23 protein-coding genes and 1 pseudogene are annotated in these 25,070 nt (G+C 50.4%); 9 read left to right on the top strand and 15 right to left on the bottom strand.

From position 1 onward, the window contains the following. Positions 1–18 precede the first annotated feature (18 nt). From ADS46_RS15060 to ADS46_RS15045, 4 genes are all read right to left on the bottom strand, one after another. Entirely contained in the window at positions 19–258 is a 240-nt protein-coding gene (locus ADS46_RS15060) for a PIN domain-containing protein (protein ID WP_066321403.1), read from the bottom strand. Then, positions 255–446, bottom strand: coding sequence for a hypothetical protein (locus ADS46_RS19035; RefSeq protein ID WP_234346846.1), 192 nt, complete (start codon positions 444–446; stop codon positions 255–257). Before ADS46_RS19035 ends, ADS46_RS15060 begins: the two co-directional genes overlap by 4 nt. Positions 447–555: 109 nt before the next feature. Next, positions 556–1,506, bottom strand: coding sequence for an Rpn family recombination-promoting nuclease/putative transposase (locus ADS46_RS15050; RefSeq protein ID WP_066321401.1), 951 nt, complete (start codon positions 1,504–1,506; stop codon positions 556–558). 289 nt (positions 1,507–1,795) lie between these two features. Further along, positions 1,796–2,200, bottom strand: coding sequence for an NUDIX hydrolase (locus tag ADS46_RS15045; protein WP_066321400.1), 405 nt, complete (start codon positions 2,198–2,200; stop codon positions 1,796–1,798). A 136-nt stretch (positions 2,201–2,336) separates the two neighbouring features. Here ADS46_RS15045 and ADS46_RS15040 point away from each other — a divergent pair, with 136 nt between their 5' ends. Next, complete coding sequence (locus tag ADS46_RS15040) at positions 2,337–2,540, top strand: hypothetical protein (RefSeq protein ID WP_066321399.1); 204 nt, start codon at positions 2,337–2,339, stop codon at positions 2,538–2,540. Between the two features lie 77 nt (positions 2,541–2,617). Here the strand turns inward: ADS46_RS15040 and ADS46_RS15035 are convergent, their stop codons facing one another. The 3 genes from ADS46_RS15035 to ADS46_RS15025 form a co-directional block, all read right to left on the bottom strand. After that, positions 2,618–3,499, bottom strand: a complete 882-nt coding sequence (locus ADS46_RS15035) for an alpha/beta fold hydrolase (protein WP_066321397.1) — start codon at positions 3,497–3,499, stop codon at positions 2,618–2,620. A 159-nt stretch (positions 3,500–3,658) separates the two neighbouring features. Continuing rightward, positions 3,659–5,191: a C69 family dipeptidase gene (locus ADS46_RS15030; protein ID WP_234346845.1), complete on the bottom strand. Its 1,533-nt coding sequence runs from the start codon at positions 5,189–5,191 to the stop codon at positions 3,659–3,661. 392 nt (positions 5,192–5,583) lie between these two features. Beyond that, a complete protein-coding gene (locus tag ADS46_RS15025) occupies positions 5,584–6,861 on the bottom strand; it encodes an MFS transporter (RefSeq protein WP_156524529.1) in 1,278 nt (425 codons plus the stop codon). Between the two features lie 44 nt (positions 6,862–6,905). Between ADS46_RS15025 and ADS46_RS15020 the strand changes: the two genes are divergently transcribed. Continuing rightward, positions 6,906–7,796, top strand: a complete 891-nt coding sequence (locus ADS46_RS15020; RefSeq protein ID WP_066321391.1) for a LysR family transcriptional regulator — start codon at positions 6,906–6,908, stop codon at positions 7,794–7,796. 246 nt (positions 7,797–8,042) lie between these two features. Here the strand turns inward: ADS46_RS15020 and ADS46_RS15015 are convergent, their stop codons facing one another. The 3 genes from ADS46_RS15015 to ADS46_RS19195 all read right to left on the bottom strand — a co-directional run bounded on the left by ADS46_RS15015 (position 8,043) and on the right by ADS46_RS19195 (position 10,561). Continuing rightward, a complete protein-coding gene (locus ADS46_RS15015; RefSeq protein WP_066321780.1) occupies positions 8,043–8,864 on the bottom strand; it encodes a type IV toxin-antitoxin system AbiEi family antitoxin domain-containing protein in 822 nt (273 codons plus the stop codon). 369 nt (positions 8,865–9,233) lie between these two features. Then, positions 9,234–9,926 carry an Rpn family recombination-promoting nuclease/putative transposase gene (locus ADS46_RS15010; RefSeq protein ID WP_082926106.1) on the bottom strand — a complete coding sequence of 231 codons (693 nt, stop codon included), beginning with the start codon at positions 9,924–9,926 and terminating at the stop codon, positions 9,234–9,236. Positions 9,927–10,084: 158 nt separating this feature from the next. After that, entirely contained in the window at positions 10,085–10,561 is a 477-nt protein-coding gene (locus ADS46_RS19195; RefSeq protein ID WP_082926105.1) for a winged helix-turn-helix transcriptional regulator, read from the bottom strand. A gap of 82 nt (positions 10,562–10,643) precedes the next feature. On the opposite strand from ADS46_RS19195, the gene ADS46_RS18595 reads away from it, so the two are divergent. Together ADS46_RS18595 and ADS46_RS15005 are read left to right on the top strand one after the other, a co-directional pair. Beyond that, positions 10,644–11,843 (top strand): YbfB/YjiJ family MFS transporter, encoded by a 1,200-nt coding sequence (locus ADS46_RS18595; RefSeq protein WP_199825248.1) that lies wholly within the window; start codon positions 10,644–10,646, stop codon positions 11,841–11,843. A gap of 123 nt (positions 11,844–11,966) precedes the next feature. Continuing rightward, on the top strand, positions 11,967–12,422 hold the full coding sequence (locus ADS46_RS15005; RefSeq protein ID WP_066321389.1) for a LysR family transcriptional regulator: 456 nt from the start codon (positions 11,967–11,969) through the stop codon (positions 12,420–12,422). Between the two features lie 184 nt (positions 12,423–12,606). Here ADS46_RS15005 and ADS46_RS15000 read toward each other — a convergent pair whose 3' ends face one another. Beyond that, positions 12,607–13,011: a cupin domain-containing protein gene (locus tag ADS46_RS15000; RefSeq protein ID WP_082926104.1), complete on the bottom strand. Its 405-nt coding sequence runs from the start codon at positions 13,009–13,011 to the stop codon at positions 12,607–12,609. A gap of 437 nt (positions 13,012–13,448) precedes the next feature. On the opposite strand from ADS46_RS15000, the gene ADS46_RS14995 reads away from it, so the two are divergent. Genes ADS46_RS14995 through ADS46_RS18585 form a run of 4 tightly spaced genes read left to right on the top strand, consistent with a single transcriptional unit; the run spans position 13,449 to position 18,012 of the window. Further along, the gene (locus tag ADS46_RS14995) at positions 13,449–14,753 is read left to right on the top strand and encodes a KamA family radical SAM protein (RefSeq protein WP_066321387.1); all 1,305 of its coding nucleotides are present in this window, start codon (positions 13,449–13,451) and stop codon (positions 14,751–14,753) included. Positions 14,754–14,761: 8 nt separating this feature from the next. Continuing rightward, a complete protein-coding gene (locus tag ADS46_RS14990; RefSeq protein WP_066321385.1) occupies positions 14,762–16,582 on the top strand; it encodes an FAD/NAD(P)-binding protein in 1,821 nt (606 codons plus the stop codon). A 5-nt stretch (positions 16,583–16,587) separates the two neighbouring features. Beyond that, positions 16,588–17,379, top strand: coding sequence for an N-acyl homoserine lactonase family protein (locus ADS46_RS18590; protein WP_082926102.1), 792 nt, complete (start codon positions 16,588–16,590; stop codon positions 17,377–17,379). 9 nt (positions 17,380–17,388) lie between these two features. Further along, positions 17,389–18,012 carry a glutathione S-transferase N-terminal domain-containing protein gene (locus ADS46_RS18585; protein ID WP_082926101.1) on the top strand — a complete coding sequence of 208 codons (624 nt, stop codon included), beginning with the start codon at positions 17,389–17,391 and terminating at the stop codon, positions 18,010–18,012. A gap of 18 nt (positions 18,013–18,030) precedes the next feature. Here ADS46_RS18585 and ADS46_RS14985 read toward each other — a convergent pair. The 4 genes and pseudogenes from ADS46_RS14985 to ADS46_RS14970 all read right to left on the bottom strand — a co-directional run bounded on the left by ADS46_RS14985 (position 18,031) and on the right by ADS46_RS14970 (position 23,798). After that, positions 18,031–19,021 (bottom strand): annotated as a pseudogene (locus ADS46_RS14985) (IS30 family transposase). A gap of 131 nt (positions 19,022–19,152) precedes the next feature. Continuing rightward, positions 19,153–20,355: a patatin-like phospholipase family protein gene (locus ADS46_RS14980; RefSeq protein WP_066321384.1), complete on the bottom strand. Its 1,203-nt coding sequence runs from the start codon at positions 20,353–20,355 to the stop codon at positions 19,153–19,155. A 15-nt stretch (positions 20,356–20,370) separates the two neighbouring features. Beyond that, positions 20,371–22,668, bottom strand: coding sequence for a ThiF family adenylyltransferase (locus tag ADS46_RS14975; RefSeq protein ID WP_066321383.1), 2,298 nt, complete (start codon positions 22,666–22,668; stop codon positions 20,371–20,373). Further along, the gene (locus ADS46_RS14970; RefSeq protein ID WP_066321381.1) at positions 22,668–23,798 is read right to left on the bottom strand and encodes a hypothetical protein; all 1,131 of its coding nucleotides are present in this window, start codon (positions 23,796–23,798) and stop codon (positions 22,668–22,670) included. Before ADS46_RS14970 ends, ADS46_RS14975 begins: the two co-directional genes overlap by 1 nt. A gap of 349 nt (positions 23,799–24,147) precedes the next feature. On the opposite strand from ADS46_RS14970, the gene ADS46_RS14965 reads away from it, so the two are divergent. Further along, positions 24,148–25,026, top strand: a complete 879-nt coding sequence (locus ADS46_RS14965; RefSeq protein WP_066321379.1) for a WYL domain-containing protein — start codon at positions 24,148–24,150, stop codon at positions 25,024–25,026. Positions 25,027–25,070 lie beyond the last annotated feature (44 nt).

Raw genomic sequence — 25,070 nt, 5'->3', positions numbered from 1 at the left:
ATACTCCCTCAAGAACCGCTAGCCCTCCCAAGGGTTAACCACGCCCACATTAGCCGCCTCAAATGTCGCCATGTCGCGAGATGCAACCTGGTAGCCCTGCGATACGGCAATCGCTGCAATGCCAAACATCAACTCAGCCAGTGTGACAGTCGTCAGATACAGTGTTTCGGCTGACTGCTCATTAAGCCAAGCTCTGACGGCCGGGTCAGGTTCGGGTTTCATCGCCTCGGAAATGACATTGGTATCGAGAACGATCATTCAAACCTAATCAGCTCAGCAGGCGTCTTGTCGCGAACCTGTTCAATGGCTGCAACATCTTCATTGGTCAACCCGACGTTACAGGTCAAATTCGCCAGGGCATCGCCCATTTTGAGGCGGTTTGATGGACGTGTGGCTTCTTTCAGAATCGCACTCGCTTCCTCAGGAATACTTCTGATCGTCATCATGCCCGTAGCTCGACTGTCTACCATCCTCAGCCCCAAATACATAAAGGGCAGTCACGTGAACTGCCCTTTCGTTTTATGCGTGAAACGGAAATACGAAAATGGGAGCAGGTCAGCGCTTACCTTCGATGCGCAGTTCAACCACTTCATCTAGCGCCAGACCAGTCGCTTCAGCGATCTGCTCATCGCTGAGCACTCCCAGCTTGAGCAGATTACGGGCCGTTTTCTCAATACCCAGCTTTTCGCCCTTCTCGATGCCCAGCTTTTCGCCTTCCTGACGCTCTTGCTGAGCCCAGTTTTCCAAATTTTCTGCCAACATGTCTTTATCCTCCACCAAACTGTTGAGCTGATTGAGGTCGACCTCAGCCCCGAGCCGCTGCAAGTGGCGTTTAAGCCAGCGGGTAATAATCTTGTCGATACGTTCTTTGTGAGGATCAGCCTGAATAATCGCCACAATTCGATCCACGGCTTGCTGAAGCCCCTGGCGATTTGTAGAGGCCTTCTCGATACCGAACACCCCGCTTAGCGGCGACTGTACCAAACCTAACTGTTCATCAGTATAGCGCCCTTCATCGACTAGGTAATAACGCATCCGTGGCTGGTAGACCTGTAGCAGACCCGGCGGTTCCGGGCTGATCATTTCATACAGGTCTAACGATGCCGACCAGCGCTCTGAGCCGTTATAGAGCACCACCGGAAACACTGGCGGCAAGCCTTGGCCTGGCGTGATGACCTTCTGCTTGAGCAACTCACTGTAGAAGCAAGCGGCGTAGTGCATCAGCCGAACCGGCATAGTGCGATCCACCGAGGACTGAAACTCCAACAAGATGTACAGGTAGACCTCTTGGGCCATCCCCTGCCAGTTAACGTTGACTGACCACACCACGTCCTCAATTTTTTCTTCGAACAGAGGCGTAATGTAGTTGCCGCTATGGCTTTTCAGAGTAGAAAAGTCCATTAATTGGGCAATCTCGGCGGGCGCAAAGCCTTCGATAAGTTGCTGAACAAACTCCGGATAGCTGAACAGCTCTTTGTAGCCGGTATCGTGGTGATTATTGACCATGGAGACCTCTGCCAATCGTTACGAGACAGATTACCATGTCCATCTCCCCGTAATACATTCACAAGATATAATGAAGAGCCTGTTACGCCTTGCACTCCCTAAGTGACACCGGCATGGTGGGTATAGCACTTTCTATCGTGGCTACGGTACTGATTGTGGCGGGCAGTGGCTAAACAACCGCAACGGGAGAAGTAGCGGATAGCCAAGCTATTAACCTAGGAAGTCTAGATGTCGATTGGCTTCAGCGGTGGCGCGAGCGCGTAGCGCACGGGCCATCCGCAGCAAGCGCTTATTGGACTTGTACACGCAACGAAGCACCGCCACTTACGTTGAACGCGTCTTCGATGCGCTCAACATGACGAGGCAATGTGTTTGGGGGCAGATCGCCTCTGTGGAAATACTGAATATCGTCGGCTTCATCGCTAAGACAAATAGCGCCACCCATTCGAGTGCATAGAAAAGCAAACGCTACGGTTTCCTGCTCGGGCACAGAATATACACCGACAAGGTGGTCAACTCTCACGACAAGGCCAACTTCTTCCAGAACTTCACGCTGTGCGGCTTTCCACGGCGCTTCCAGGCGCTCAACCTTTCCGCCAGGCAAATTCCATGCATCAAAATCTGTTCGATGACAAAGCAAAACCCTTGATGCATCGTCAAAAATGACTGCGAATGCCCCGAGATTATGCATCATCGATCTCCCTAGGTGTTTGTACGAAAAGTTGGCTCTTAAGCAACGTCCGCCTAACGCGCGCCATTCCTGTTCACCGGTTGGCAACCGCTAGATGCCAAAGCGTTGTTGATCGTAGGCGTCTACGCCCTAGTGCTGAATGATCATTGTGTATACAGGGGTGGCAAGGGCTTATCAAATCGCCCCTTCGGCGTTGATCGGCACCTTTGATTACGCCTACCTCATCTTTGCCAGCCTTTGGGGCTATCTGCTATTCAGCGAAGTGCCCGATGCCACGACCTGGTTCGGTATGGGCATGATTTTAATCGCGGGGGTGATGGTGTTACGGCAACAGCGTATTTAAAGCTGCACAAAGAATTGCATCGTCAATCGGCCATTGCATCCACACAGAGCTCGATAGGAGCCCAGTAGACAAACTATTCAGCCCCTAAAAAACTTGATCATTTTAGCGGCGATTTCGTCCGGCTGTTCTTCGGGCATGTAATGACCGCAATTCTGAATGACACCACCTTCCACATGGGTCGCTAATGGTTTTATAGCGTCATAAATATCAGGCGACATGCCGAAATCACCGCCCAAAGCCAAGATTGGCGTCTCAATTTTTTTGGCCGCCAATGACGCGTTCTGCTCGGCGTCATCAAGCACTGCACGATAATAAGCCAGCGCCCCACGTAGGTTTCCGGGTTGCTTATAGACGCGCTCATATTCATCTATATCAGCAGTTGAGAAAGTACCGGCGGGATTAAAAGTTTTCCGCTGGAAGAACCACTCGATATAACTTCTCTCCCGACCAGTGATTAAAAACTCAGGGACATCCGGTACTTGGTGAAAAAAGAAGTGCCATGACTTCCAGATGTTTGGCCCCACCTCAACCGTTGGCTTTAGCGTCACGCCCGGGATATTAGCGTCTAGCAAGACCAGTCGACCTACTTCATCGGAGAATCTAGCCACAAAGGGGTAAGCGACCCACGAACCAATATCATGCGCACCAATTTGATAGCGCTCGAAACCAAGCTCCTTAACTAGCGCATGGACACGATCGCCAGCCGTTTGTGTATCGTAGCCACCTACCGGTTTGTCGGAATCACCTTGTCCAGGTAAGTCTATGGCGACGACATAAAAATGGTCGGCAAGTATGGGCATGATACGACGCCACGCATACCAGCTCTGCGGGAAACCCGCCATTAGCAACACGGGAAAGCCTTTGCCACCTGATACCGTATGCAAACGGACATCTCCTGCATCTACCATGGCATGCTTGAAACGCTTACCGCCAAGTTCAATTTCGTCATGTCCAGGCATTCGCATTCTCCCTTTTCATCGTTGACAGCTCAGCTAATGTCGAGCGTTGTCTTAATAAATGAATGGTCACTAACCGAATTTCTGAGTACAAACCCTATAGACGCCTCCCCGGCGCCAAGCCGAGGAGGCTTTCTCTTCACGGATGTAAGCGGGCTTTAGTTACTGAGCATCGCTGGGTTTATCCGGGTCGGCGTCAACCAGGCAATTGACGGTCTCGCCGCCCTGGTCATTAGGCAAAACGCCCTCTGGACGGCGGCGCTGATCGCGAAGCTCAAGCGAAGCGTTCAGCCAATTGACTAGCGTATCCCCCAGATCGAGGGCCTCATCGGCACGCTGCTGGCTGTAGAAGGTGAGCAACTGCCTGGCTTCGTCACGCTTACCCTGATCAATCAATGTCTTGGCGGATGTTTCCACCCAGCTCAGATCATCGAAGCTATCTTGCTCAAAGCCTTCCAGGAGTTCGGTAACAGAGCCGTGAAAACGATCTGGCTGTTCGCACATCAGGTACATGACCTGCTTGAAGCGACGGCCCGCAAAATCACTGGCTTCCTGCACCTGGAAATCGGGGTTGAGGAAGGTAGACGCGGCGCCCTTGGAAAGATAACGGTGCTGCCCATATTCCATGGGGACCTCCTGGACACCGAGCCACCAGGGAATAAAGGGAGCCGCTAACGAGCCGGTGGGCGCCACCCAGATTTGCTGCATATCGGCGTCCGTATCGGCCTTCAAGGTGGCGACCTGCCCATAACCCGCCTCATCGTCAGCGATACGATGATCACGAACCTGCGCCATCATTTCGCGCTCAGTGATCGGCGCCAAGTCGCGCAGGGCCTCTTCTATGTCCGCTTGGGACATGTATTTGTAGCCACCGGTACGCGCCTGGGTATCCTGGCGGCCATAGACGTCAAACACATTGAAGTCACCCTCGCCTGCGTACCAGCCCTGTTCCTCGGCGAAGGAAATCAGGTTGTCGGCGCCCATGTAATCGGGGTCGTTCTCGAAGTCGACGGGGAAATCTTCAATATAGCCGGGATAGAGCACACGCACGTCATCATCGCCAAGCCGTTCGGCGGCCCACAGCCCCTGACTGCCAGCAAATTCCCAAACAACCCAGCCTTCATTTTCGTCGGCGATGAGGTGCGTATTGCCGCCATAGGTGGAGTAGCCGTATTGATCAATTAGCTCTCCGATCAACTCGACGCCTTCCCGGGCTGTCTCGGCGCGCTCGAGCACCAGCCTGGCCAAGTCGCTGTATTGTGGGCCCTGCTGCGGCGTTTCCGTCATGTCGATCAGTTCCTGACGATTGGTCGCCCAGACGTCACGAACAGCCACACCGTGCTCATTGATACCGCCGTTGGTGAGCGGTGCAGGGAACCCCTCATAGTCGGAATACGACATCGAGAGATAGCGGAAGGTGTGTTCGGCTTGCGGAATATCGATTAGCTCACCGGGGATGCCAGCATCAGCGGTGACACCAACACTCACTGTATCGTCAGCTGAGTGATCTTCGGCAGGCATGATCTCCAACCAGTGGCTGGAGACTTCCTCACCGGTGCCACCGATCATGACGGCGCCCTCGTCGGTCAGGTTTTTGCCTACATAGTAGGCATAGCTTGCCGAGGCTACTGGGCTAAGCGCGAGTAGCGGCACGGCCAGCATCATCGGTTTTAGGGGATAGCGTTTTCTCATCATCTTGGCTCCATGTTGATATGGCTTTCCTGAATTCATAGAAAACTGCAGTATTTCGGGTAACCACGTAGAGGTAAAAAAACAGCAACGATAACCTCTCTGCTCAACGCATAGGATATCGGCCACTGACCCAAGCGCTACGCTAACAAAATGCCACGCAACAGTTCAGGAATGCGGCAATGCCTACTTAGCATAGCAGCCCAGAAGCGCCTCGCTGCCGTCGCGGATAGGTGCCAGAAATAGAGTCAGGAGGGGCGACGCGAGATCAAAGTCAGCTCTATCTAGCCGACATCAATCCTCGCCGAGAGTAGGCGACATGCAGAAAGGGCACCAACAGCGGCGTTATCAGCCTTCGTAATGCTATTGGCCACGCGCGCGAGATTCGTAAAAGGGCATTAATTCTCGCCATGATGAGGGCTGAGCACAATCGCAGCGGCAATGAAACAAATCCCGCCTGCGATAAACCACAATACGAAATAAGATCCCGTCATAAAGGCAATTAACCCGCCTAAGAAAGCAACCAACCCGGCGCCTAACTGATGAGCCACGTTAATCCAGCTAAAGGCCGAAGGCCCTTGATCACCAAAGATGTGATTGCACAAAGTAATCACCGGAGGCACCGTTGCAACATCAAAAACACCAAACACGACGGCAAAGGCTATCAGCTCCCATCCAACCGGTTGCGACAAAATAAAAGGCAGACAAATCAAACTCGCGCCCCGCAAAAAGAAGATAACGGATAGCAGCGCCTGCTTATTGATTTTATCTGAAAGCCACCCTGCTCCAATGGTGCCCGGTATATTCAAAAGACCGATTATCAGGAGCAGATAAGACGATTCCGCTACCGATATCCCCTCTAACGATGCCGCGGGGGTAAAGCTGCTCCACATCAGGCCATTCGTGGTAGCGCCACACATGCCAAAAGCTAATGCGATTACCCAAAACTTCTTGCACTTCACAAATCCTTTCAGGCTGATAAACACATCGCTAAATGTACTATTCGGCTTAATATGATGAGCCGTCACCGTCCTCGCCGCCGAGAACTTCTCATTCAGCAGCAAACCCACGATTAACAATGTGATCAGGGTCAAGACAAAACAGCCTATTAATGGCGCTCGCCAGCCAAATTCATCAGCCAGCTTGGCCCAAATGGGGAGCAACACAAATTGCCCCGTCACCGAGGAAGCCGTCAATATACCTGTCGGCAAGCCCGTTTTCTCAAACCAGGAACGAGCAAAGAGAGCGCCAAACGACATCGTTAACGCGCCACAACCCAGCCCAACCAAAACACCCCATGCAAGGTTGAATATTATCTTTGAGTTCAGCGTACAGACCAAAGCGCCAGCCAACAGTATCACAAGGCTTGCGATGACAATTTTCTTGATCCCATGCTTTTCCATCAAATGAATGGCGAAGGGTGCCGTCGCACCATAAAGGATCATATTGACGGTGATGCCAAAGGTTGTATTCAGGGACGACCAGCCAAGCTCCTCAATTAGCTGTGACGTCAACAACCCCGACAAGGTGACATAACTACCGGCCGTCACAACACACAGAGCGGCAACCAGAATGGCATTGAATTTCTGCTGTGAAGAAATCAGTGGAAAAGCTTGTTGCGTTTCACTCATGGCAATATTAACTTCTATTAAAGCTTTTATTGAAACGCTATCCACCCTTTACCAGCATGTAAACCATCATTAATGAGAACGAGTTTTTCATGATTGAGAATCTAAAGTGGGATGACTTTAACGTTGTGCTCGCGATCGCTGAGGAGAAAGCACTTAAACAAGCCGCGAGCAAGCTCCATGTCAGCCAAGCCACCATCTACAGGCGACTGGCTGACATTGAAGGAAAATGTGGCGTAAAGCTCTTTAATCGTGAAGACAATGCATATGTGCCAACACTTGCCGGATTAGAGCTGGTGAGAAGTGCAAAGGAAATCGAAAAACAAGTGCTCTATGCCCAGCGAAAACTTTACTCTGCCAAAGAAACATTATCCGGCAACCTGACGATCACTACCACAGATACATTAATGTATGGCCTTTTGGGCAATATCATTCACGACTTCAATTGCCAATACAAAGAACTGAACATAAGCGTCATCGTCAGCAACAAACTCATGAGCCTGGAGGCGCGTGACGCAGATATCGCGTTTCGCCCTGTGGTCAATCCGAACGAAACGCTTATCGGCAAGAAAATCCTGCCTATTTACCAGGCTGTCTATGTTTCACATAAGAGCAAACATACTGACTGGCTGGAAAGCGATATTTCGTGGATTGCGCCCAATACGGAAATGCAATACCCACAGCTCAGCGAGTGGTTCTCAAAAAACAACCTGCTTAACAACAGACTATTAAAAAGCAACTCCATTCTTATGGATTACTTCATGGTCGCCAATTACGACTATGCAGCGGTGTTACCAACTTATCTGGAAAAAGAAGGCGCAGGCATCAAACGAATCAGCCCGATCATCCCTGAATTGAGCACGACCATGTGGGGACTGATGCATACCGATTTAAGAACCTCTCAAACCGTGACCGAGTTTCTTAACTATGTGCGTGCATGCTGCAAAGACCGTGCTGAACAACTTTACCATTCTTCGCGATGAGATTGGTTTAGGCGCCTATCTTAAGCTGTAGCAAAACCTGATCTACGCCAAACGGCTATTCATTACTGAGTATGAACCAATGCATTAGGCTCTTTCACAGCATGGGGAATATCTGACATCCTCAGCCACCAAATACAGCAAGGGCAGTCACTTGGACTGCCCTTTCGCTTTATGTGTGAAGCGGGAATACGGAAATGAAAGCTGATGGAGAATATCTACAAGTAGCTGTACGCGGTCGGTGTGCGTTTATCCCAAGTGCTCATTCAAGTCCCTCGGTAACGTAATCTGATAAGTCGGGTGTAAACGACCACCGGGCACCAGAACGCGTTTACCGCTGCCGAGATCCACCCCCTCTAATGAGATTCGTTTTAGCCATGCATGCTGGTACCGATCCGCCAAGGCGAGAAACAGTCGTGCTGCCTTGATGCTGCTGCAATGGCGCAGCAACTCCGTCACTCGCCTTGGGCTCAGTGTTGTCAAACTCTGCATAAGCGTATCAGCTTCGTAGACCAGCGCCGCCCCAGCGGGGCCATCGCAAAGCTCCAGTATCGCGCGCTCTGGTGTAGAACAAACGATGGTTCCCGCACCAGAAAGCACCTCTTGCCGCTTAAGGCCCTGCTCAGGTAGCTGATCCTTCTGCGTATCCGCAGTGAAATCAGACAACGGCCAGTCAAAGGGAGGCTTGCCGCAGAACTCAAATCGTTCAGGCAGTGCCAATTGAGTGAGCCAGCCGGGCGGACGGGAATCCCCATAAAGCGTTACCGTGGCTGCTTCGCCCAGGCGCAGGTAGTGCTCATACCCTTGCATTGCCAACGCAAAACGCCCACCGGCGTATAATGCCAGGCCCTCGCGCTCTTGCAGGCTTTGCAATACGCCCTGCCACTGCAGCCGCCCTCCCTTTCTCAGATAGACACCACGTGCCGGAGACACCAGCCAACCGCTGGCGACATAGCGCGCCACAAGGCTTCTCGAGTAGCCATGTGCCTGCAGCCAACGGCTGGAGACTAAATCCGTGTCTCCGAGGCTGGCTAGCAACTGGTTTAATTTTGACGATTTTTGTTCACTCATAGTGAACATAATACGGCTTAGAAAAACTCTGTCCAGTGAATGCGAGGTTTACCGAAAAGGTTTTTTAATCACTATGGGTGAGCCTTCTGGATCTATCCTGAACTCGCCCTCAAGCGTTGCTTACCCACGGGGTTAAGCGGCTGCTGTTTAGACCAAAAGGAAATTAGGTTGCCACTAGCTTGTTTTGCTAAGCGCGCACTGCTGATTCACGTTAAACAGCCATTCACTACTGAATATGAACCATTGCATCATGTTCTTTCATGGCATGGGGATACCTGTCATCCTCAGAAGCCAAATACAGAAAGGGCAGTCACTTGGACTGCCCTTTCGTTTTATGTGTGAAGCGGGAATACGGAAATGAATGCAGGGTTAGCGCTCATCTTCAGTGCGCAGCTTTGCCACTTCATCTAACGCCAAGCCTGTCGCTTCAGCAATCTGCTCATCACTCAGCACTCCCAGCTTGAGCAGATTACGGGCGGTTTTCTCTATGCCTAGCTTTTCACCTTTCTCGATGCCCAGCTTTTCGCCTTCCTGAAGACCTACTTGGCGTTCTTGCTGTGCCCAGTTTTCCAAATTTTCTGCCAACATGTCTTTATCCTCCACCAAACTGTTGAGCTGATTGAGGTCGACCTCAGCCCCGAGCCGCTGCAAGTGGCGTTTAAGCCAGCGGGTAATAATCTTGTCGATACGTTCTTTGTGAGGATCGGCCTGAATAATCGCCACAATTCGATCCACGGCTTGCTGAAGCCCCTGGCGATTCGTGGAGGCCTTCTCGATACTGAACACCCCGCTTAACGGCGACTGCACCAAGCCTAACTGCTCATCAGTATAGCGCCCTTCATCGACCAGGTAATAACGCATCCGTGGCTGGTAGACCTGTAGCAGACCCGGTGGTTCCGGCATGATCATGTCATAGAGGTCTAACGATGCCGACCAGCGCTCTGAGCCGTTATAAAGCACTACCGGAAACACCGGCGGTAAACCCTGGCCGGGTGTGATGACCTTCTGCTTGAGCAACTCACTGTAGAAGCAAGCGGCGTAGTGCATCAGCCGAACCGGCATAGTGCGGATATGTGAGTGACACCTTGCTGAATAAAGCTTTCGAACCGCACCCGCCTCAAAGGCAATGCGCAAGAGAACGTCAGTGATTCAGCTTGGCTCCGTACCATGCGGGATAAGAGCCATCTCAGGGAACGGTGGATGTATTTGTGGGTACAGCCTTAATCAGCCTGCACTGTTGCCACCAAACTCGACACATCATCCACTACCGTTCCATCCTCTCGGACTAACTGCGTTCTGACCCGCTTCCCATCTTTAGTTTGCAGCTGCAGGCGTAAACGGGATGAACCTTGCTCAAGATAATTGCCCCCCCACTCACGCAGCGCAATCAAAACCGGTAGCAAGGCGCGCCCTTTCTCGGTAAGCGCATATCCTTTTCGTGAACGCTGTCCTGGTTCGCGGTAGTAATAATGTTCCAGGAGACCTTCTTCAACCAGCCTCGCCAATCTAACGGATAGAACCGAACGCGTTATACCTAAGTCTTCTCTAATATGATCGAAGCGTCCTACTCCACAGACAACCTCTCGCAAGATTAGTAGCGACCAGGTATCACCGATTTTCCCGATCGCTTTGGCAAGAGCGCACTCGGACACTGGAACAGGTGTGTGTGAAACCGGAACCTCTTGTTTATCTCTCATACCATCATGATAGCAGGGTTTGCAAAAAAAACCCAGGGTGGCATATACTGAGTTTCATAAAGAAACTCAGGGGGTACATCAGATGTCACAAATTGATCTTCCTACCGCAAATAACCACCCTCGCTTTCTGTCGGACCTTCGGACAGTGATCGCATTGGCTCTGGTCCCGGCGATTGGTCTGGGCATTGCACGATTCGCCTACGCGCTACTGCTTCCTGCAATGCAGTCTAGTTTGGGCTGGAGCTATGCTGATGCCGGTTGGATGACCTCAGTTAATGCGGCTGGCTACATGGTCGCAGCCTTATTAGCCGCACGTGTCATCGCTTATGCAGGCGCTTATCGCGTCATGGCTGGTGGTGTCATTGCATGCGTTACCGCTTTGATTTTACTTGGCGTCATAAATGATTCGGTATTACTAAACTGTGCGTGGCTACTGGCTGGGATAGGCGGTGCTTTCGCATTCGTAGCTGGCGGGGTTCTTGCGACCCATGTTTCTCAGCGTCACCCTAAACACTCAGCATTCCTGCTAGGACTGTTCTATGCAGGTTCAGGGCTAGGCATTGCTCTTTCCGGTATCTCTGTACCCTGGATTTTATCCCAATGGGGTGAGTCGGCTTGGCCGGGCGCTTGGATAGTTTTGGCAACCATATCGAGCGTATTGATGTTGGGGATGTTCTATGGCGCTCGAAATCTGCCAGAAAATCGGACATTCCAACACACTAAGTCTCCAATACTAGCTATGAAGTGGATTATTGCAGGCTACTGTCTATTCGGTGCAGGTTATATTACTTACATGACTTTCATGATTGCGTGGATCCAATCACATGATGAAGGTCCAATTTTTCAGGCTCTATTTTGGATCATTCTTGGCCTTGGTGTAGCAATATTTCCTTGGCTATGGTCCGGAGTATTAAAGTCCCAACACCGTGGCCGAGCCTTCGCTATTTTAAATGGACTAACGATGGCGGGAGCTGCTCTGCCTCTAGCCTTTAGCACTTGGCCTATCTTGCTTATTTCAGCAGCAGTTTTTGGGAGTTCCTTTTTTGCAGTTGTCGCGTCGACAACTGCTTACGTGCGACGTAACTGTCCTCCATCCTCTTGGGCATCGGGTATCGGCGCAATGACATTGGCGTTCAGTATTGGCCAGACCTTTGGCCCCACCTTCACAGGTTGGCTGAGTGATCTAACCGGAAATTTATCAGCAGGGTTGTTGGCTTCGGTTTTTCTTTTAATTGCCGCTTCTTTGTTAGGATTGCTACAATCAGATTTAAATCCTAGCTAATTAAAAGAACCTACTTGAGGCGCTTTTCATCTATCGGAAATCAGATCAATAAAATTTTTACGGAATAGAACCATAACAAAAACATTCTTGCCTCACACATAAATTAAGATAGACTTAAGCATCATGGAAAAATACCATCACCTTGACTTAGTATCATTAAGACTTATTGTATTTTTGCTTGAAGGAGGCAACCTTAGTTATGCGTCATTTAAGCTAAATATAGCAGTCTCCACAGCTAGCTACAAGCTCAAAAAATTAGAGAAAAATTTAAACATTGATTTGGTTAAGAAAAATGGGCGCGACCTAGAACTAACTGAAAAAGGAAAAGAATTTGCGGATTTTGCAAAGGCACTTCTTGCCTCTAATGACTCATTTTTCTCAAGAGATCAACCCGCCTCTGAACCAGATCTAGTAACTGTCGGCATTTCAGATCATCTTTTAAGCCGAATGTGCCTCACTGTCATTCAGAATGCCTTCGAAGAGAGAAAAGAAAATGTTGTATTTCAAGTCATCACAGGGGACAGCAATACAATTTTTAGAATGTTTCAAGTAGGTGGGCTCGACATTGCTATACGCTAAATGCAGTAAAATTCGGATATTTTACCGTCCACATACAGCCTTACACAATAAAACGGAAAACATTATAACGGCCTTAGCTTTTACATAATTATTTTTGTTCTGAGATAAAGCAATCTTTAAACCAAAGGAGAAATCAGAAAAAACCGGCACGAGTTAAAATTAAATCGTACCGGCATATATGGCACTATCTCGCCTCTGGCTGCCCGACAACTTTGGCGACCGGATCTATTTCTCTATTAATAAATATGCAAATAAGTTTAATGGGTTTATTGCCAACAACCCTAGCAAAGTGGACATCACAGTCTTTAACCATATACGACATACCTGGCTCAAACCGTTTATCCGGCTTTCCTCTCGTTACTAAATCGAACTCCCCTTCAAGGACATAGGTCATTTCTAATCCAGGATGGAAGTGTGGAGAAGCACTCTCGCCATTTGGAACCTCAATAATATTGCAATTAACAACATACCCTTCAGGATACTCTGTCTTCTGCAATACAGTACGTTTGATACCACCTTGAATATAAGTCGTACCTACAGATGCATTGATAGAGGCACTTTCCTCAGCTTTCATCATTTCATGGCTCATTATATTCACTCCTTTGTAGATAGGCATACTACAAATCAAACCCTAGCAAAGCCACTACTTCTAGCAATAATAATTTATCCAAATTTTAGAAAAGTACGTTTGATATCCTCTGATTTTCCTCAGGTAGTGTAAAACCACGCTACGACTAGCTTTTCAGAAACAGCAGCTAACATTAAACACTACTACATAACGCACACGCCAGAACCATCAAAACCAACTAAGTTACGCAACATTCTGATTCTAAATAAAAATACAAAAAAAGAACCTTTCAATATTATGGAATTTTGACGATTGAGGTTGAGAAAGGCCCTGCTATGCTCACTAGCAAGTGACGTAATCGAATTAAAAATTAAGTCTAAAAAGTTAGCCATTGAAAATCTTTTAAAACTAGGTATAGCGATGCAAGACCCAGAAATTTACTTAAAGGAGCTTCAACAATGGAGAACCTCATATTTAAGACCTCTACTAAAAAAACCAAAATAGTAACCTACACAAACAAGTCTATAGAGCGCATCCCGCAATTAAAGCACCTAAACAGAAGTACTGTTAACGGCCTACTTCAGGCAGCCAAAGTTTTCCCGTTCAAGGTTAACAACTATGTTTTAGAAAACTTGATTGACTGGTCGACTGCGCCTGATGACGAAATATATCGACTACTTTTCCCCCATCCCGAAATGTTGACTGAAGATGCTATGCAGCGAGTCAAATCGCTTGACTCTATAAAAGATACACAAACTTATCGCGATGAGATTATCGCTATTCGTGACGGTATGAATCCGCATCCAGATGGCCAACAAATGAATCGGCCCAACCATGCCCAAGACCTTCTTGATGGTATCCAGCACAAATATTCTGAGACAGTACTATTTTTCCCAAAACAAGGGCAGACGTGCCATTCGTATTGTACGTTCTGTTTTCGCTGGCCCCAATTTGTCGAGACCAGTGCCCATCGTTTCGAAGCTCGCGAGACAAATATGCTCGGACGATATCTAGAGGCTAATCCTCAGATTTCTGATATTCTCATCACTGGTGGCGATCCACTAGTTATGAATACTCGTCGCTTGAGAAATATCCTCACCACCTTCCTCAGTCCATCCCTGGGCCATATCCGTAATATCCGTCTCGGCACAAAATCTCTTACATACTGGCCATATCGCTTCATTTCAGAAGAGGACTCTAGAGATCTACTAACTCTTTTTGAAGATCTCTCCATTCAGGGAAAACATGTGGCAATCATGTCTCACGTAAACCACTGGCGTGAGATGCAACCCAAGCCCTTTAAAGAAGCAGTTAGACTCATTCTTAACACTGGAGCAACTATCCGTTCACAAGCTCCTGTACTCAGGCATGTTAATGATGACCCTAAAATATGGAAGCGGCTATGGGAAGATCAAGTCTCCCTTGGCATTGTACCTTACTATATGTTCGTCGAACGTGATACCGGAGCACAACACTATTTTTCACTGCCATTACTACACACCCATCACATTTATAAAGAGGCTATAAAAAGTGTATCTGGTCTGGCGCGTACTGCACGTGGACCTGTAATGAGTGCTTCGCCTGGGAAGGTACAAATCTTGGGTCAAGTAAAAATCGGACATGAAATGGCAATAGCTTTGACAATGCTGCAGGGACGAAATTCTAACTGGGTCCACACTCCCTTCCTGGCAAAGCACAGCACAACTGCAACCTGGCTAGACGATCTTGAGCCATTCCAAGGTACTGAATTTCCCTTTAAATGAGGACTATCATGGACACGAAAAAAATAGCACTTGTTGGTTGTGGGCCTTGGGGATTAATTACTTTGAATGCGCTTTCAAACATTGCGGCTCAACACCTTACAGCTCCAAAGATTGCCATCAGTATTTTTGAACCCCATTTAATTGGCACTGGTATTCACAACTTAGACCAAGGAGATTTTTTATTCACAAATACACTTGCTGGTCAAGTTTCAATATTTGACATCTTCGATGGAAAGGACCAAAAAAATGGCGAACTAAGCTTCCGAGACTGGGCTCGGCAACAGCCACCCAAAAAAACAAAATCTTCTTTGGAGGATAACTACTTCCTGAGACAGAGTTGGGATTACCTTCCACGGTCAATGCTCGGTGAGTACCTAAACGCATCCTCTGAAATAATCCTAGATAAGATTCGAAAATACGCTACGCTTGAACATATTCCGGATATAGCTAAGACAATCAAAACCTATAATGACGGCTTTATTATCTGGACAGAGTCGTCAGAGACGCCATCTTATTTTGACGATATAATAATTTCGACCGGTCATATCGAATCTATATACGACCTACGACCATTTCAAGACCAGCCCACCCCCGAAACCAATACCCCTCTCCAGCTTGATGTTTACCCAACAAGCCGTACGATGAACCAAATAAAGCCAGGAGAAGATGTACTTGTAGAGGGGATTGGTCTAACAGCATGGGATGTTATTGCCCAACTTACAGAAGGCAGAGGTGGTGAGTACCGCCAAGGAGATAATTCAAACGAGCTCATCTATTGCCCATCAGGCCAAGAACCCCGTCTACACTTATTTTCCCGTAGCTGCATACCGGCCCATGCAAGGGCGTTGAATCAGAAAGGATTGACCGGTTCGTATGCTCCTTGCTGGATGACACGTGAAAATATTCAGGCTTTAAGGACTCAGCACGAACATAAATATGGAAGTAAACAGTTAGATTTCGTCGAAGACGTATTACCAATTCTTAAGAATGAAATGACACGGGCTTACTGTATTGCCGAGTTCGGAACCAGCAATATACCTCATAGTCTTTGGGAAGAAATTCGAAATACCGTAATCGTAATGGCTCTCAACCCTCGCTTTGGAGTTGAAGCCAGACAATCACCTAAACAATTAAAAAATGAATTCGTCAAATTTATTCAAAGAGATCTATCAGAGGCCCTAAGAGGCAACTTAACTTCCGGTATCAAAGCTGCAACTGATGTCATTCGTGACTGCCGTGGCGCAATCCAAGAAGCTGTTGAATTTTCCGGCTTAACACCCCATTCGCACCGTTGGTTTTTAAAAACTTTTGTCCCATTGATGAACCGAATTTCTTTTGGCCCCCCCCTGTTTCGGAATCAACAGCTTTTGGCACTGCTGCAAGCCGACATTGTGGATCTTGCAGGTGGCCCTGGGGGGAGGCTGGTTAATCATAAAGAGCGATTCGCATTTGAGAGCGTTTTCGATAACGGGACTCATATAACTTATGGAGATTATCACTTTCAGGCAAGACTTCTCTCATATCATGAAGACCATTATGAACAACCCCTTATCAGGTCGCTTCGAGAACAAGGTCTGATCCGTTATTATCGGAATGGTGATTTTTTGGCGGGAGGTTTTGACGTAACCCGAACTGGGCAGGCTATAGGCGCCAAGGGTGAACCGGTTCGGGGACTTTGGTTGGTCGGCCTACCATGCGAGGGGCCTCGCTTTTACATGCATGCGCTTCCAAGATTCGGAATCAAATCTAGTCAATACCTTAATTGTGAAGCCATGGCCCAACAAATTCTTGGAATACCAGTACCACAGGACAGAGCACAAGCGGGGTAGGCATTATGTATCAGACACTTTACCTTATTGAATATGGAATACCAATTCGGCGCTCGGAAAATGAATGCGTAGTTAAATATCAGACGCGTCTTTGTGCACGAAAGATTTCCTCACTACCATTTCATTTCTTTGCTTGGCTCTACTTTGACCGTTATGGACAATCCTGGCTCATCGACACAGGATGCACTGCTTCAATTGCCCGTGCTTTCGGCAAAGTAGTAGATACAGCGATCCCAGAACTGCTCGCAATTAATTTTGACCTTCATGCAGCAGAAATTGACCATGTTATACTGACCCATTTACATTATGATCATGCTGGTAATATCAATCCGTTCAAACGCGCACATTTCTATGTTCAAGAAGTTGAGTGGTCATACCTCAACTCTCCCACTCTTGGCGCTTACAACGGTGATGAATTTTACGTTGAGTCTACTCGACGTAACCTAAACCAACTGGCCGATACTAAACGCTTAAATTTACTCAATGGATCCGCTCAGCTCAGTGATGACGTGTCAGTAATCCTATTGTCCGGGCACTCGCCGGGATTACAAGGAGTAAGGATAAACTTACCACACAGCACGGCAGTACTGGCTAGTGATGCAGCTCATCTACTAAAAAATCTCGAAACAAGAAGGCCCTTCCCTAAAAGTTTTGACATCAGGAAGGGGGTGGAATCAATCAATACCCTACGGCTGCTAGAATCAGAAGGCGAAACCATCATCCCGGGACACGGTCTCCCTTCAAAACTGCCTCATGGCGCTCATCACGTTCAAGCTACTTCTCTCTTCAAAACCTGAGTCAAGATCATGCTCCAATTACTAACTAATAATCGCTCTCCTTATGGAAAAAGGGTTCTTCTCTGTGCTAATGAGATCGAGGTTTCTCTAGATGTTTACTCAACAGAACCAAACTCTAACAGTGTTTTTGAGTACAACCCACTTGGTAAGATTCCTGTACTTTATAATCCAGAAACCAAAGAAAGCCTTGCAGGTAGCACACATATCGTAAGGTACCTACACTTGAGTACGTCAGGTTCGGCACTCATCCCTGAAACTCCAGAGAATTTAATGCGCGACTCTTGTTTAGAGTCTGTAAGTGAAGGCATAATCGATGCCATACTTCTTCTTGTCTATGAAGAAAAGTTCCGCCACGATAGTAATCGACCCAATTCCGATTGGTGCAATCACCAGAAAATTAAAGTTACAAGGGGCCTAGAGTGGCTGACATTACAAACCCCTAGAATTAAAATCAGTAGTAACTTGGGATCAACAAGTGGGGAAGTAGCTGTTGCAGTTGCAGTTGGTTATGCTTGGACGAAAAGCGAGCTGTTTAACTTACCAATCCCCCCTGCTCTTCAGGACTGGTTCAAGCGCTACGCAGAAAAAAAGCCACTCACTCAAGCCTTTTTTCCCAAATTATTGGATCAATAGGCAGGGTGATCTCAAGTTCTAAGTGCAAAACTGTAGGTGAGTCCTCGGATCGGCGATGTCTTGCTTGAGCACCTCGGAGTAGACTTCCAGCAGCGTGCGCCAGTCCAGTTTCTTGCGCGGGCGTGTATTGAGTGAGTCAGCGGTCTCGTCGAGTTCCTCTTGGCTGTAAACCGATAGACCCGTGCCCTTCGGCAGGTGCTGTCTCAACAGCCCGTTGGTATTCTCATTGGAACCCCGCTGCCATGGGCTATGATGGTTGGCAAAGTAGTTCACTGTCCCCGTCTTTTGAGTGATCTAGGCATGCTTCACCATTTCTTAGCCCTGGTGATAGGTCATGGAAAGGCGTAGGGGGCGCGGCACCTCATTAAGCTTGTCGCTGAAACCGACAGCCGTCGCTGTGGCCGGAGTGCCATCCACTTTCGCCAGGATCACTAAACGCGTCGTGCGCTCTACCAGCGTACCAACGGCAGAGCGGTTGTTAGCGCCAATGATGATATCCCACTGCCGGGCATCAGTCGGTCTTCGATCTCAGGCAGCCGCAGGTGAACGCTCATTAGGTCAGCAATCTGTTGCCGCCTATCCTTGCCACGGCTGCGCGAGCGTCGTTTACCTTTACCCTGTCAACGCAATGGAGGTGCGGGCTTATAGCACTGGCGTCGACAACCCTGGCTCAAACACAGGCAATGAGCTCCTTCTTGAGCGAGCCGCGACATGAGGTAGATGGCTTCGTGTGAGACATGGTGGTCATTCTTATCAGGAAACATACGCTTCTGTGTGCGGGCTATTTGCTCTGGTGACCACTACTTGCGCAGTGGGTAGACCACCCGTTCGGAAAGCTCACCGTCGAGATGCAGCTTCGGACTACGGCGAGGCAGACAGCGGGCCAGGTCAGTCGAGCTCGGTGTCCAGCGAGGCTAGTGTCATAAGCTCTGTCAGGTCTAACAGTATGGCACAACAGTTCTCGAGAAATAGTACTGGGCGCACGCCCCCAACTGACGCGCAATAGCACGAATCGAGTGGTAAACCCGCATCAGTATGATGGCGGCTCGTTCTTCAGCAGCGAGATGGTGGTCACAGTGAGTCATGGCAATACCCTACTTGATAGGTTAGGTGTTGCACTTGGTCATCGAGACCGACAACTTAGGCGTTTGGTAAAGAGCTCTTTTCGCTTAGCAGCTCTGGCCAATGCTCCCTGATAAGAGCTTTTGTCAACTGCTCACCACGGCGGCTCAATTTTTCAATCCACTCATCAGGCATTGCTGAAAAGTCAGTGGGATAATCATGCGCATCTTCACGCGTCACTAGGTCTCCCGGCGGAAATTCAAGGCGACTATCCATCTGACCGAGATAAGGCACAAGAATATTTTTCAGGTGTCCTGAACCGTGAAGATCATACAGGCGCTTCATCGCTGCATTCTGCGAACGGTTATGAACACAGCTAAAAGCACTTGCAAACCTGGAAAACAAGGATTGACTGGGTGGATCAAAGCGTAACCCATAACCGGCTCGGCAGCAGATAATGGAATCGATATCTGTGACGTTCAGGCTGACATCCGGGTGGCGATCAGGCCATAGAGGCGCAAGACCAAGATTATCGTAGACGCCGCCATCTGTCAGCGTCACTCTTTCAACACGGCGGGAGCCGTCTTTTTTATCGAAGGCCAGGTTTTCATCCAGTGCCGGCAGGGCTATAGGATAAGCAGCGGAAGCCGTCACAGCTTGCGCTAATGTCACATCATTGTTGGCAAGCTTACCAAACCGCCAGCTTCCCGAGCTTTGTGGTGAATAGTAAAAAGCTGAGCCCGTGCGAAGATCAGCAGCGTTGACAATCAGAAGCGGTCCCTTTGAAGAGAGGTCAGAAAGTCGCTTCCCTTTAAAAATATCTTCATCGAAAACACGGCGCAGGATAGTTGTCCGGCTGGCAAAGCGTCGCATGGGCGCCCCCATCTTCGTCATACGCCATTCATGTCGCCGCCCCGGCGGCATAAGAAACGAAAACAGCCATGTCCCCCGTGAAACCAAAAAGATAAAAGTATTCACGATAAAGAGCAAAGCCCAGCAATAAACGGCGCGAAGCCCTTCTGTGGTCGTCAAAACCTTCTTGATGGAAGGTTTGACAAGTCCATGCGAAAGGATATCGCGTACCCTGGTTTCAAAGTCGGCAAAAGATCCCTGATGTTCCGCATATAACGCGCCGATCACACTCCCGCCCGAGACCGTAGAAAGGACCCTGACCTTGTCCATGACTCCCAACTCATGCAGGGCACGCAGGCATCCGAGATGGAACGCAATGGCGCGCGATCCGCCACCTGAAAGAGACAACCCGATCTTAGGTGCGCTCATAACCTCATTTCTCCCCTATGCATCCATGCTGTTTAGCGGTTCATCAACCTGCTCTGCATCTGTATTGGCCAGAATGATGCTGATGTCGTGCTCTCCTGCGATGAGCATCAGGGCCGGCAGCGTATCCATGTCAAATACTGTAGCCAGCCAGTCCATTTGCACTAGATCTGTAGGGCTTGGTGCTGAACCCGATCCCGGAGGATGAGAATGCCACTCGCCAATGTAGCGGACCTGCCCCCGCGTCCGCTTTGAGATACGCTCAAGATGCTCCTGCACACCGGACGTGCCACGCACAAACCCGGTAGCGCTGCCCTTGCTGTCGGGAGGCGCGGGAGCTGCGTTGACTAGATGAATGCATTGCGCCGGTATATCCACCACGCCGGAAAGCACGCCGCCAGTTTCCGAGGGAAGATGGCCGCCCCGCATCACCTGTATGCGCTCGATGAGCCCATGATCGATAGCGATGGTCCAGTCTCCGGCTTTAAAGCGTTTGACCGGTTCAGGTTCACTTTCTATAAATGCGACGGCACCGCTCTCTGACATCGACCATATCCGGATCGCGCCTTCACCCTGATCGGCTGCCCGTCCAAGGCCGCCGGAGACAAGCCCGCTCAAGGCCATCACACGGGACTCCGGGATAAGGTTCGTGATCGCCCGGCATGCTCCGGTGTAGGCATATGTACCGTCCCCTGCAGCGAGATGCCCAGCCAGCCGGTCATCACGCGCGACAAGGCCAAGATACTGCGCTTCCAGATCGCGCAGGGTTACTGTGCGGCCTTCCTGCTCAGCTAGCAGCACCGCAGACTCGCCGGACGGATTGAAAAACGCACTTGCACGCCGGGCTGACGTTGAATGGTCCGAGAGGTATCGCGCCGCCAGGACGGATGCTGTGGCATCGATGATGATGTCAGCGTTTCCGAGCGTGCGGTCAATCTCTTCACGGCAATCGCCTGCTGTCATCACATCAGCGGCAAGGCCGCGCGCGACCTGCCCGCTTTCATGATGGATGGTGCTTTCAAGCTGCGCGGCAACCAGCTCGGCTTTGCTCTTGGTAACGTCACAATCACGGCCCGTGTGCCGCGCAATGTTGTGGGGTAACAGCCGGTCATCGTCGATCACCGTCCATGAAAAACGTCCTTCCCGGCCAAGACACTCTGCAACATGCGAGCCGATAGCCCCGGCCCCCACCATAACTGCCTTGCGCTCATCAGTGTTATGCCTGCCGCTTAGCTGGGTCGCAAGTCGGCGGTCAAACTCATAGTGGATTTCTGCCGACTGCGCCGTGATGGCGCGCAGTGTGTCCGTCTCCTCTGGGCCCGGGACTACCGCACTGGTGTAACCTACCTTGCTAACTTCATCGCTGCGTTCGGCCTTTAGCGCAATGCCAAGCGCCACGGCAATGTCGCCAACCGACTGATTGGTTACGAACGCGCGCAGGTCGATGCCGTTCTGCGGCGAGCCGTCAGGAGCGATTACAGGCATTTCCACGATAACGGCAAAGCGCGACAGAACGCGCCACGGGATCTCTTCAGCCTGAAGGATCCACTCTGATAATCGGGTTCGCAAATCCTTGAACAGGTCTATACCCCGGTGCTCGAGCATGTCCGCAAGACTCCCCAGCGTTTCGGGCGCAAACTGAAGACGCCGCATATTTTCTGGCGGGATGCTGTATGCGATGAGGCAGATCGGCTCTACATGTTCGTTTGGACGCTCGCCGGGCTTCGCCGGACGCACTCGCAGAATCTGCCCTTGGTCGGCCTCATGCAGCGCGACCAGATCAAGCTCCGCAGCATGATGTAGGGCATCCCGTGAGATGATGAAGCTCAGCGGGCTGCCGAAGAGCAGAGGGTCAAGGGGTTGGTGCGCGTTATGCAGTTCCCCGCGCCCTGCTCGCCTGAACCAGGAGAGGATGCGTTCGGCCAGTTCCGCAGTCGTCCAGGCGAGGCGCGCTTCAGCCCAAGGTCGATCATCGATACAGATAGCCCGCGGAATACCTTCAGGCGTGAGCTGTTGGTGCTCCGTGTCCGGGAAATCCGCACGCAGCATGAAAACGAGCGGCATGCCCGCGTCATGGGTAAAACAGACACCGATACGCTCCACACGCTTGATCGGATGGACACTTTTCTGCGGCCTGCCCGTCTGAAAATCGAGAACGACAAGCTCATGCCCCGCGCCCCGGCGCCCTTCCACGACGGTGGCGAGGTGACCGGCGTATCGATCAACGTAAGAAACAAGAGCTTGCGCTGCCGGATAAGTGAGACACGTGGCCGCCACTGATTCCCCGCTTTCTTTCAGCCAGGTATCGATGTCCATCAGCCAGCCCTCGGCGTTTCAGCAGCCGCAGTGTTGCCGACCATAGGCGCCGCGAGTTCCGGCGCGATGCCTTGGGCGGTGACCATATAGGTGAACGGCCTGGGACTTGCCTTCGATGGCTTTTCCATCGTCACCTCAAACTCACCATCGAAGTCCCTGGAGATACGCCGGTGATAGTTCGCGGCCTGCCGGTGGGGCGGTTGATCGCTCTTGTCATCCAGTGTCCCCTTGGCCGGAATGGGACAGGACGGTGACACGATGCAGCTACCCTCTTCCCGCTGATCCTCGAACAGCCAGCGAACATCAGGATCGGGGACGGTCTCATCGGTGCCTCGCTCCGGTCCGAGCGACAGGTAAGAGCAGTGATGAGGAAGCTTCATAATATCCCATCGCAGCCGGTCCGCATTGCCGTGTCGGCGGGTCGTTCGCACGATCTGGGAGAGTATTTCGTAGGTCGCGTCCGATCCAAGGAACAGGCGCGATTCTGTGCCGGCTTCCTGAAACGTCGCATGCATCACGATAGAGTCCTCGTTCCGGGACACAACGGTGTTCTCATCCTGACGCCAGCCGAAAGGACTGTGAACGAAAAACTCAACTTGTTCGGGGCCGTCCTTCTCATAACCGGGAACGAGCTCTCCGGCGTCGACAATCAGGTGTTTGCGATTTTCGAAGTTGAGGCACTCGTCCTCGAGCCATTCCTTCAACCTCCCTGGCCGTGAAAACACCCTCACACCCTTGCCCTCGCGCAAGCGGTGCCGCGCTTCAGCGCGGACAAGTCGGGCATCGCCTTTCAGGTTGTCCTCCAGGATCGCTGCTGCCGGTACCCAGAGTTCGTCGATCTTGATTCGATCGTCGCCCTGGTAAGCTTTGGCATGCTCAAGCCAGAAGAAATCGCCGAATCCCTTACAGTGATCCGTGTCTGTGTGGGTAATGCAGACTGCATCGAAATAGTCGCGGCCGGCCTTGTCCAGGTCCCGGCGAAGTGTTGCAGGCAGGTCGCAGCGCTTGTCCTGGGAATCGTCGCCGCTGCGCATCGCCGCGTAATCAAAGAGGATCTTGCGACCGTCCGCAAGGTCAAGACGCAGCGTGTCTGCGTTGCCGAGAGGAAAGAACTCAATACGTGCTGTCATGTGTTGTTACTCCAAGTTTGTTGATGTTTTGCTGAGCCGGTTCAGTGCTTCTTGTCCCGTGGTGGGGACGGGCGTTGCCCGGCACCACCGTATCCGAGTCCCGCCACCGGCGGAGCGAACGGGTCGCTTTGCGCTCTGCTCAGCCGAACCCTGCGTCCTTTGCACGCTTTCAGGCGCGGCAACGCCAGCCCTTTCACCGCCCACGCCTTGCCATGCTTGACGAAATACCGGTCATTCCGCGCCATAGCGACCTCCGATTTCCGTTGACTGCATCTCATCGATAGGATAAAAACTATACGCATCGCTTTTCGATGTCAATATAGTTTCTATACCCATCAAGGAGTCATCAGTGAGCGAAGGTTCATCAGGCTTACGCTGGGGGGTCGAAAGACGCCTCAGGTTCATAGAGTTCCGTCTGTACTGGGAGGGCGGGATCAATCGCGGCGACATTATTGGGTTCTTCGGCGTGTCCGTGCCGCAGGCATCCAAGGACCTGAGCCAGTACCAGGAGCTGGCCCCCGGCAACATGGCGTACGACAAGAGCGAGAAACGTTATTTTGCCGCTGACACCTTCCAGCCACGCTTCCTAACGCCCGAACCGGATCAGTACTTGTCACAGTTGCGCCAGATCGCCGAGAAGGGCAAAAAGGTAGAGGAGACATGGCTGTCGAATCTACCGAATGTTGACTGCTTACCCATACCCCACCGCAGGATCGACCCTAAGGTGTTGCGCACGCTACTATCGGCGATTCGCAATAGGGGTGCTGTTGAGATTCATTACCAGTCCATGAACCCGAACCGCCCCGACCCCGTGTGGCGTGAGATCTCACCACATGCGCTGGCAAGTGACGGCTTCCGCTGGCATGTTCGTGCCTATTGCCATATAGACTTCAAGTTCAAGGACTTCTTGCTGTCTCGTTGCCTTGAGTGCCGCCCGGCTGGCAAGGCTAAAGCGGCTGCTAGAGATGATCAGATGTGGCATACTATTTTCACAGTACAACTAATGCCGAATCCCACTCTGTCAAAGTCGCAGCAAGACATTATCGCTTCTGACTATGCTATGGATAATCATGTGATTGATATACCAATAAGAAAGTCTTTTTTATATTATTTCAAAAAGCGCTTACGTCTAGACATAGCTGATAAAGTTGATAATGCAGAAGAAGTGCCGATTGTGGTCTCAAACAGGACTGAATTTGAAAAAGCCTTGCAGGAAGCATCATCGTAAATCGGGCATACTCGTAAGAATTATTGTTTTAAATTTCAGCAGAA

Origin of the sequence: Halomonas sp. G11 (assembly GCF_001663515.1) — a bacterium.
Taxonomy (GTDB): Bacteria; Pseudomonadota; Gammaproteobacteria; order Pseudomonadales; family Halomonadaceae; genus Vreelandella.
The sequence above is the reverse complement of the archived record's forward strand: the minus strand, read 5'-3'. Positions and strand labels throughout refer to the sequence as shown.

What these genes read in the sequence shown, in the direction of transcription:
- ADS46_RS14980 (WP_066321384.1), bottom strand. Translation starts at nt 20,355, where the DNA reads ATGAGCGCACCTAAGATCGGGTTGTCTCTTTCAGGTGGCGGATCGCGC.
- ADS46_RS18595 (WP_199825248.1), top strand. Translation starts at nt 10,644, where the DNA reads ATGTCACAAATTGATCTTCCTACCGCAAATAACCACCCTCGCTTTCTG.
- ADS46_RS14975 (WP_066321383.1), bottom strand. Translation starts at nt 22,668, where the DNA reads ATGGACATCGATACCTGGCTGAAAGAAAGCGGGGAATCAGTGGCGGCC.
- ADS46_RS14990 (WP_066321385.1), top strand. Translation starts at nt 14,762, where the DNA reads ATGGACACGAAAAAAATAGCACTTGTTGGTTGTGGGCCTTGGGGATTA.
- ADS46_RS15000 (WP_082926104.1), bottom strand. Translation starts at nt 13,011, where the DNA reads ATGAGCCATGAAATGATGAAAGCTGAGGAAAGTGCCTCTATCAATGCA.
- ADS46_RS15060 (WP_066321403.1), bottom strand. Translation starts at nt 258, where the DNA reads ATGATCGTTCTCGATACCAATGTCATTTCCGAGGCGATGAAACCCGAA.
- ADS46_RS15020 (WP_066321391.1), top strand. Translation starts at nt 6,906, where the DNA reads ATGATTGAGAATCTAAAGTGGGATGACTTTAACGTTGTGCTCGCGATC.
- ADS46_RS14995 (WP_066321387.1), top strand. Translation starts at nt 13,449, where the DNA reads ATGGAGAACCTCATATTTAAGACCTCTACTAAAAAAACCAAAATAGTA.
- ADS46_RS15035 (WP_066321397.1), bottom strand. Translation starts at nt 3,499, where the DNA reads ATGCCTGGACATGACGAAATTGAACTTGGCGGTAAGCGTTTCAAGCAT.
- ADS46_RS15050 (WP_066321401.1), bottom strand. Translation starts at nt 1,506, where the DNA reads ATGGTCAATAATCACCACGATACCGGCTACAAAGAGCTGTTCAGCTAT.
- ADS46_RS18585 (WP_082926101.1), top strand. Translation starts at nt 17,389, where the DNA reads ATGCTCCAATTACTAACTAATAATCGCTCTCCTTATGGAAAAAGGGTT.
- ADS46_RS15040 (WP_066321399.1), top strand. Translation starts at nt 2,337, where the DNA reads ATGATCATTGTGTATACAGGGGTGGCAAGGGCTTATCAAATCGCCCCT.
- ADS46_RS15005 (WP_066321389.1), top strand. Translation starts at nt 11,967, where the DNA reads ATGGAAAAATACCATCACCTTGACTTAGTATCATTAAGACTTATTGTA.
- ADS46_RS15010 (WP_082926106.1), bottom strand. Translation starts at nt 9,926, where the DNA reads ATGCCGGTTCGGCTGATGCACTACGCCGCTTGCTTCTACAGTGAGTTG.
- ADS46_RS18590 (WP_082926102.1), top strand. Translation starts at nt 16,588, where the DNA reads ATGTATCAGACACTTTACCTTATTGAATATGGAATACCAATTCGGCGC.
- ADS46_RS15030 (WP_234346845.1), bottom strand. Translation starts at nt 5,191, where the DNA reads ATGATGAGAAAACGCTATCCCCTAAAACCGATGATGCTGGCCGTGCCG.
- ADS46_RS15015 (WP_066321780.1), bottom strand. Translation starts at nt 8,864, where the DNA reads ATGAGTGAACAAAAATCGTCAAAATTAAACCAGTTGCTAGCCAGCCTC.
- ADS46_RS15045 (WP_066321400.1), bottom strand. Translation starts at nt 2,200, where the DNA reads ATGATGCATAATCTCGGGGCATTCGCAGTCATTTTTGACGATGCATCA.
- ADS46_RS14970 (WP_066321381.1), bottom strand. Translation starts at nt 23,798, where the DNA reads ATGACAGCACGTATTGAGTTCTTTCCTCTCGGCAACGCAGACACGCTG.
- ADS46_RS19195 (WP_082926105.1), bottom strand. Translation starts at nt 10,561, where the DNA reads ATGAGAGATAAACAAGAGGTTCCGGTTTCACACACACCTGTTCCAGTG.
- ADS46_RS19035 (WP_234346846.1), bottom strand. Translation starts at nt 446, where the DNA reads ATGATGACGATCAGAAGTATTCCTGAGGAAGCGAGTGCGATTCTGAAA.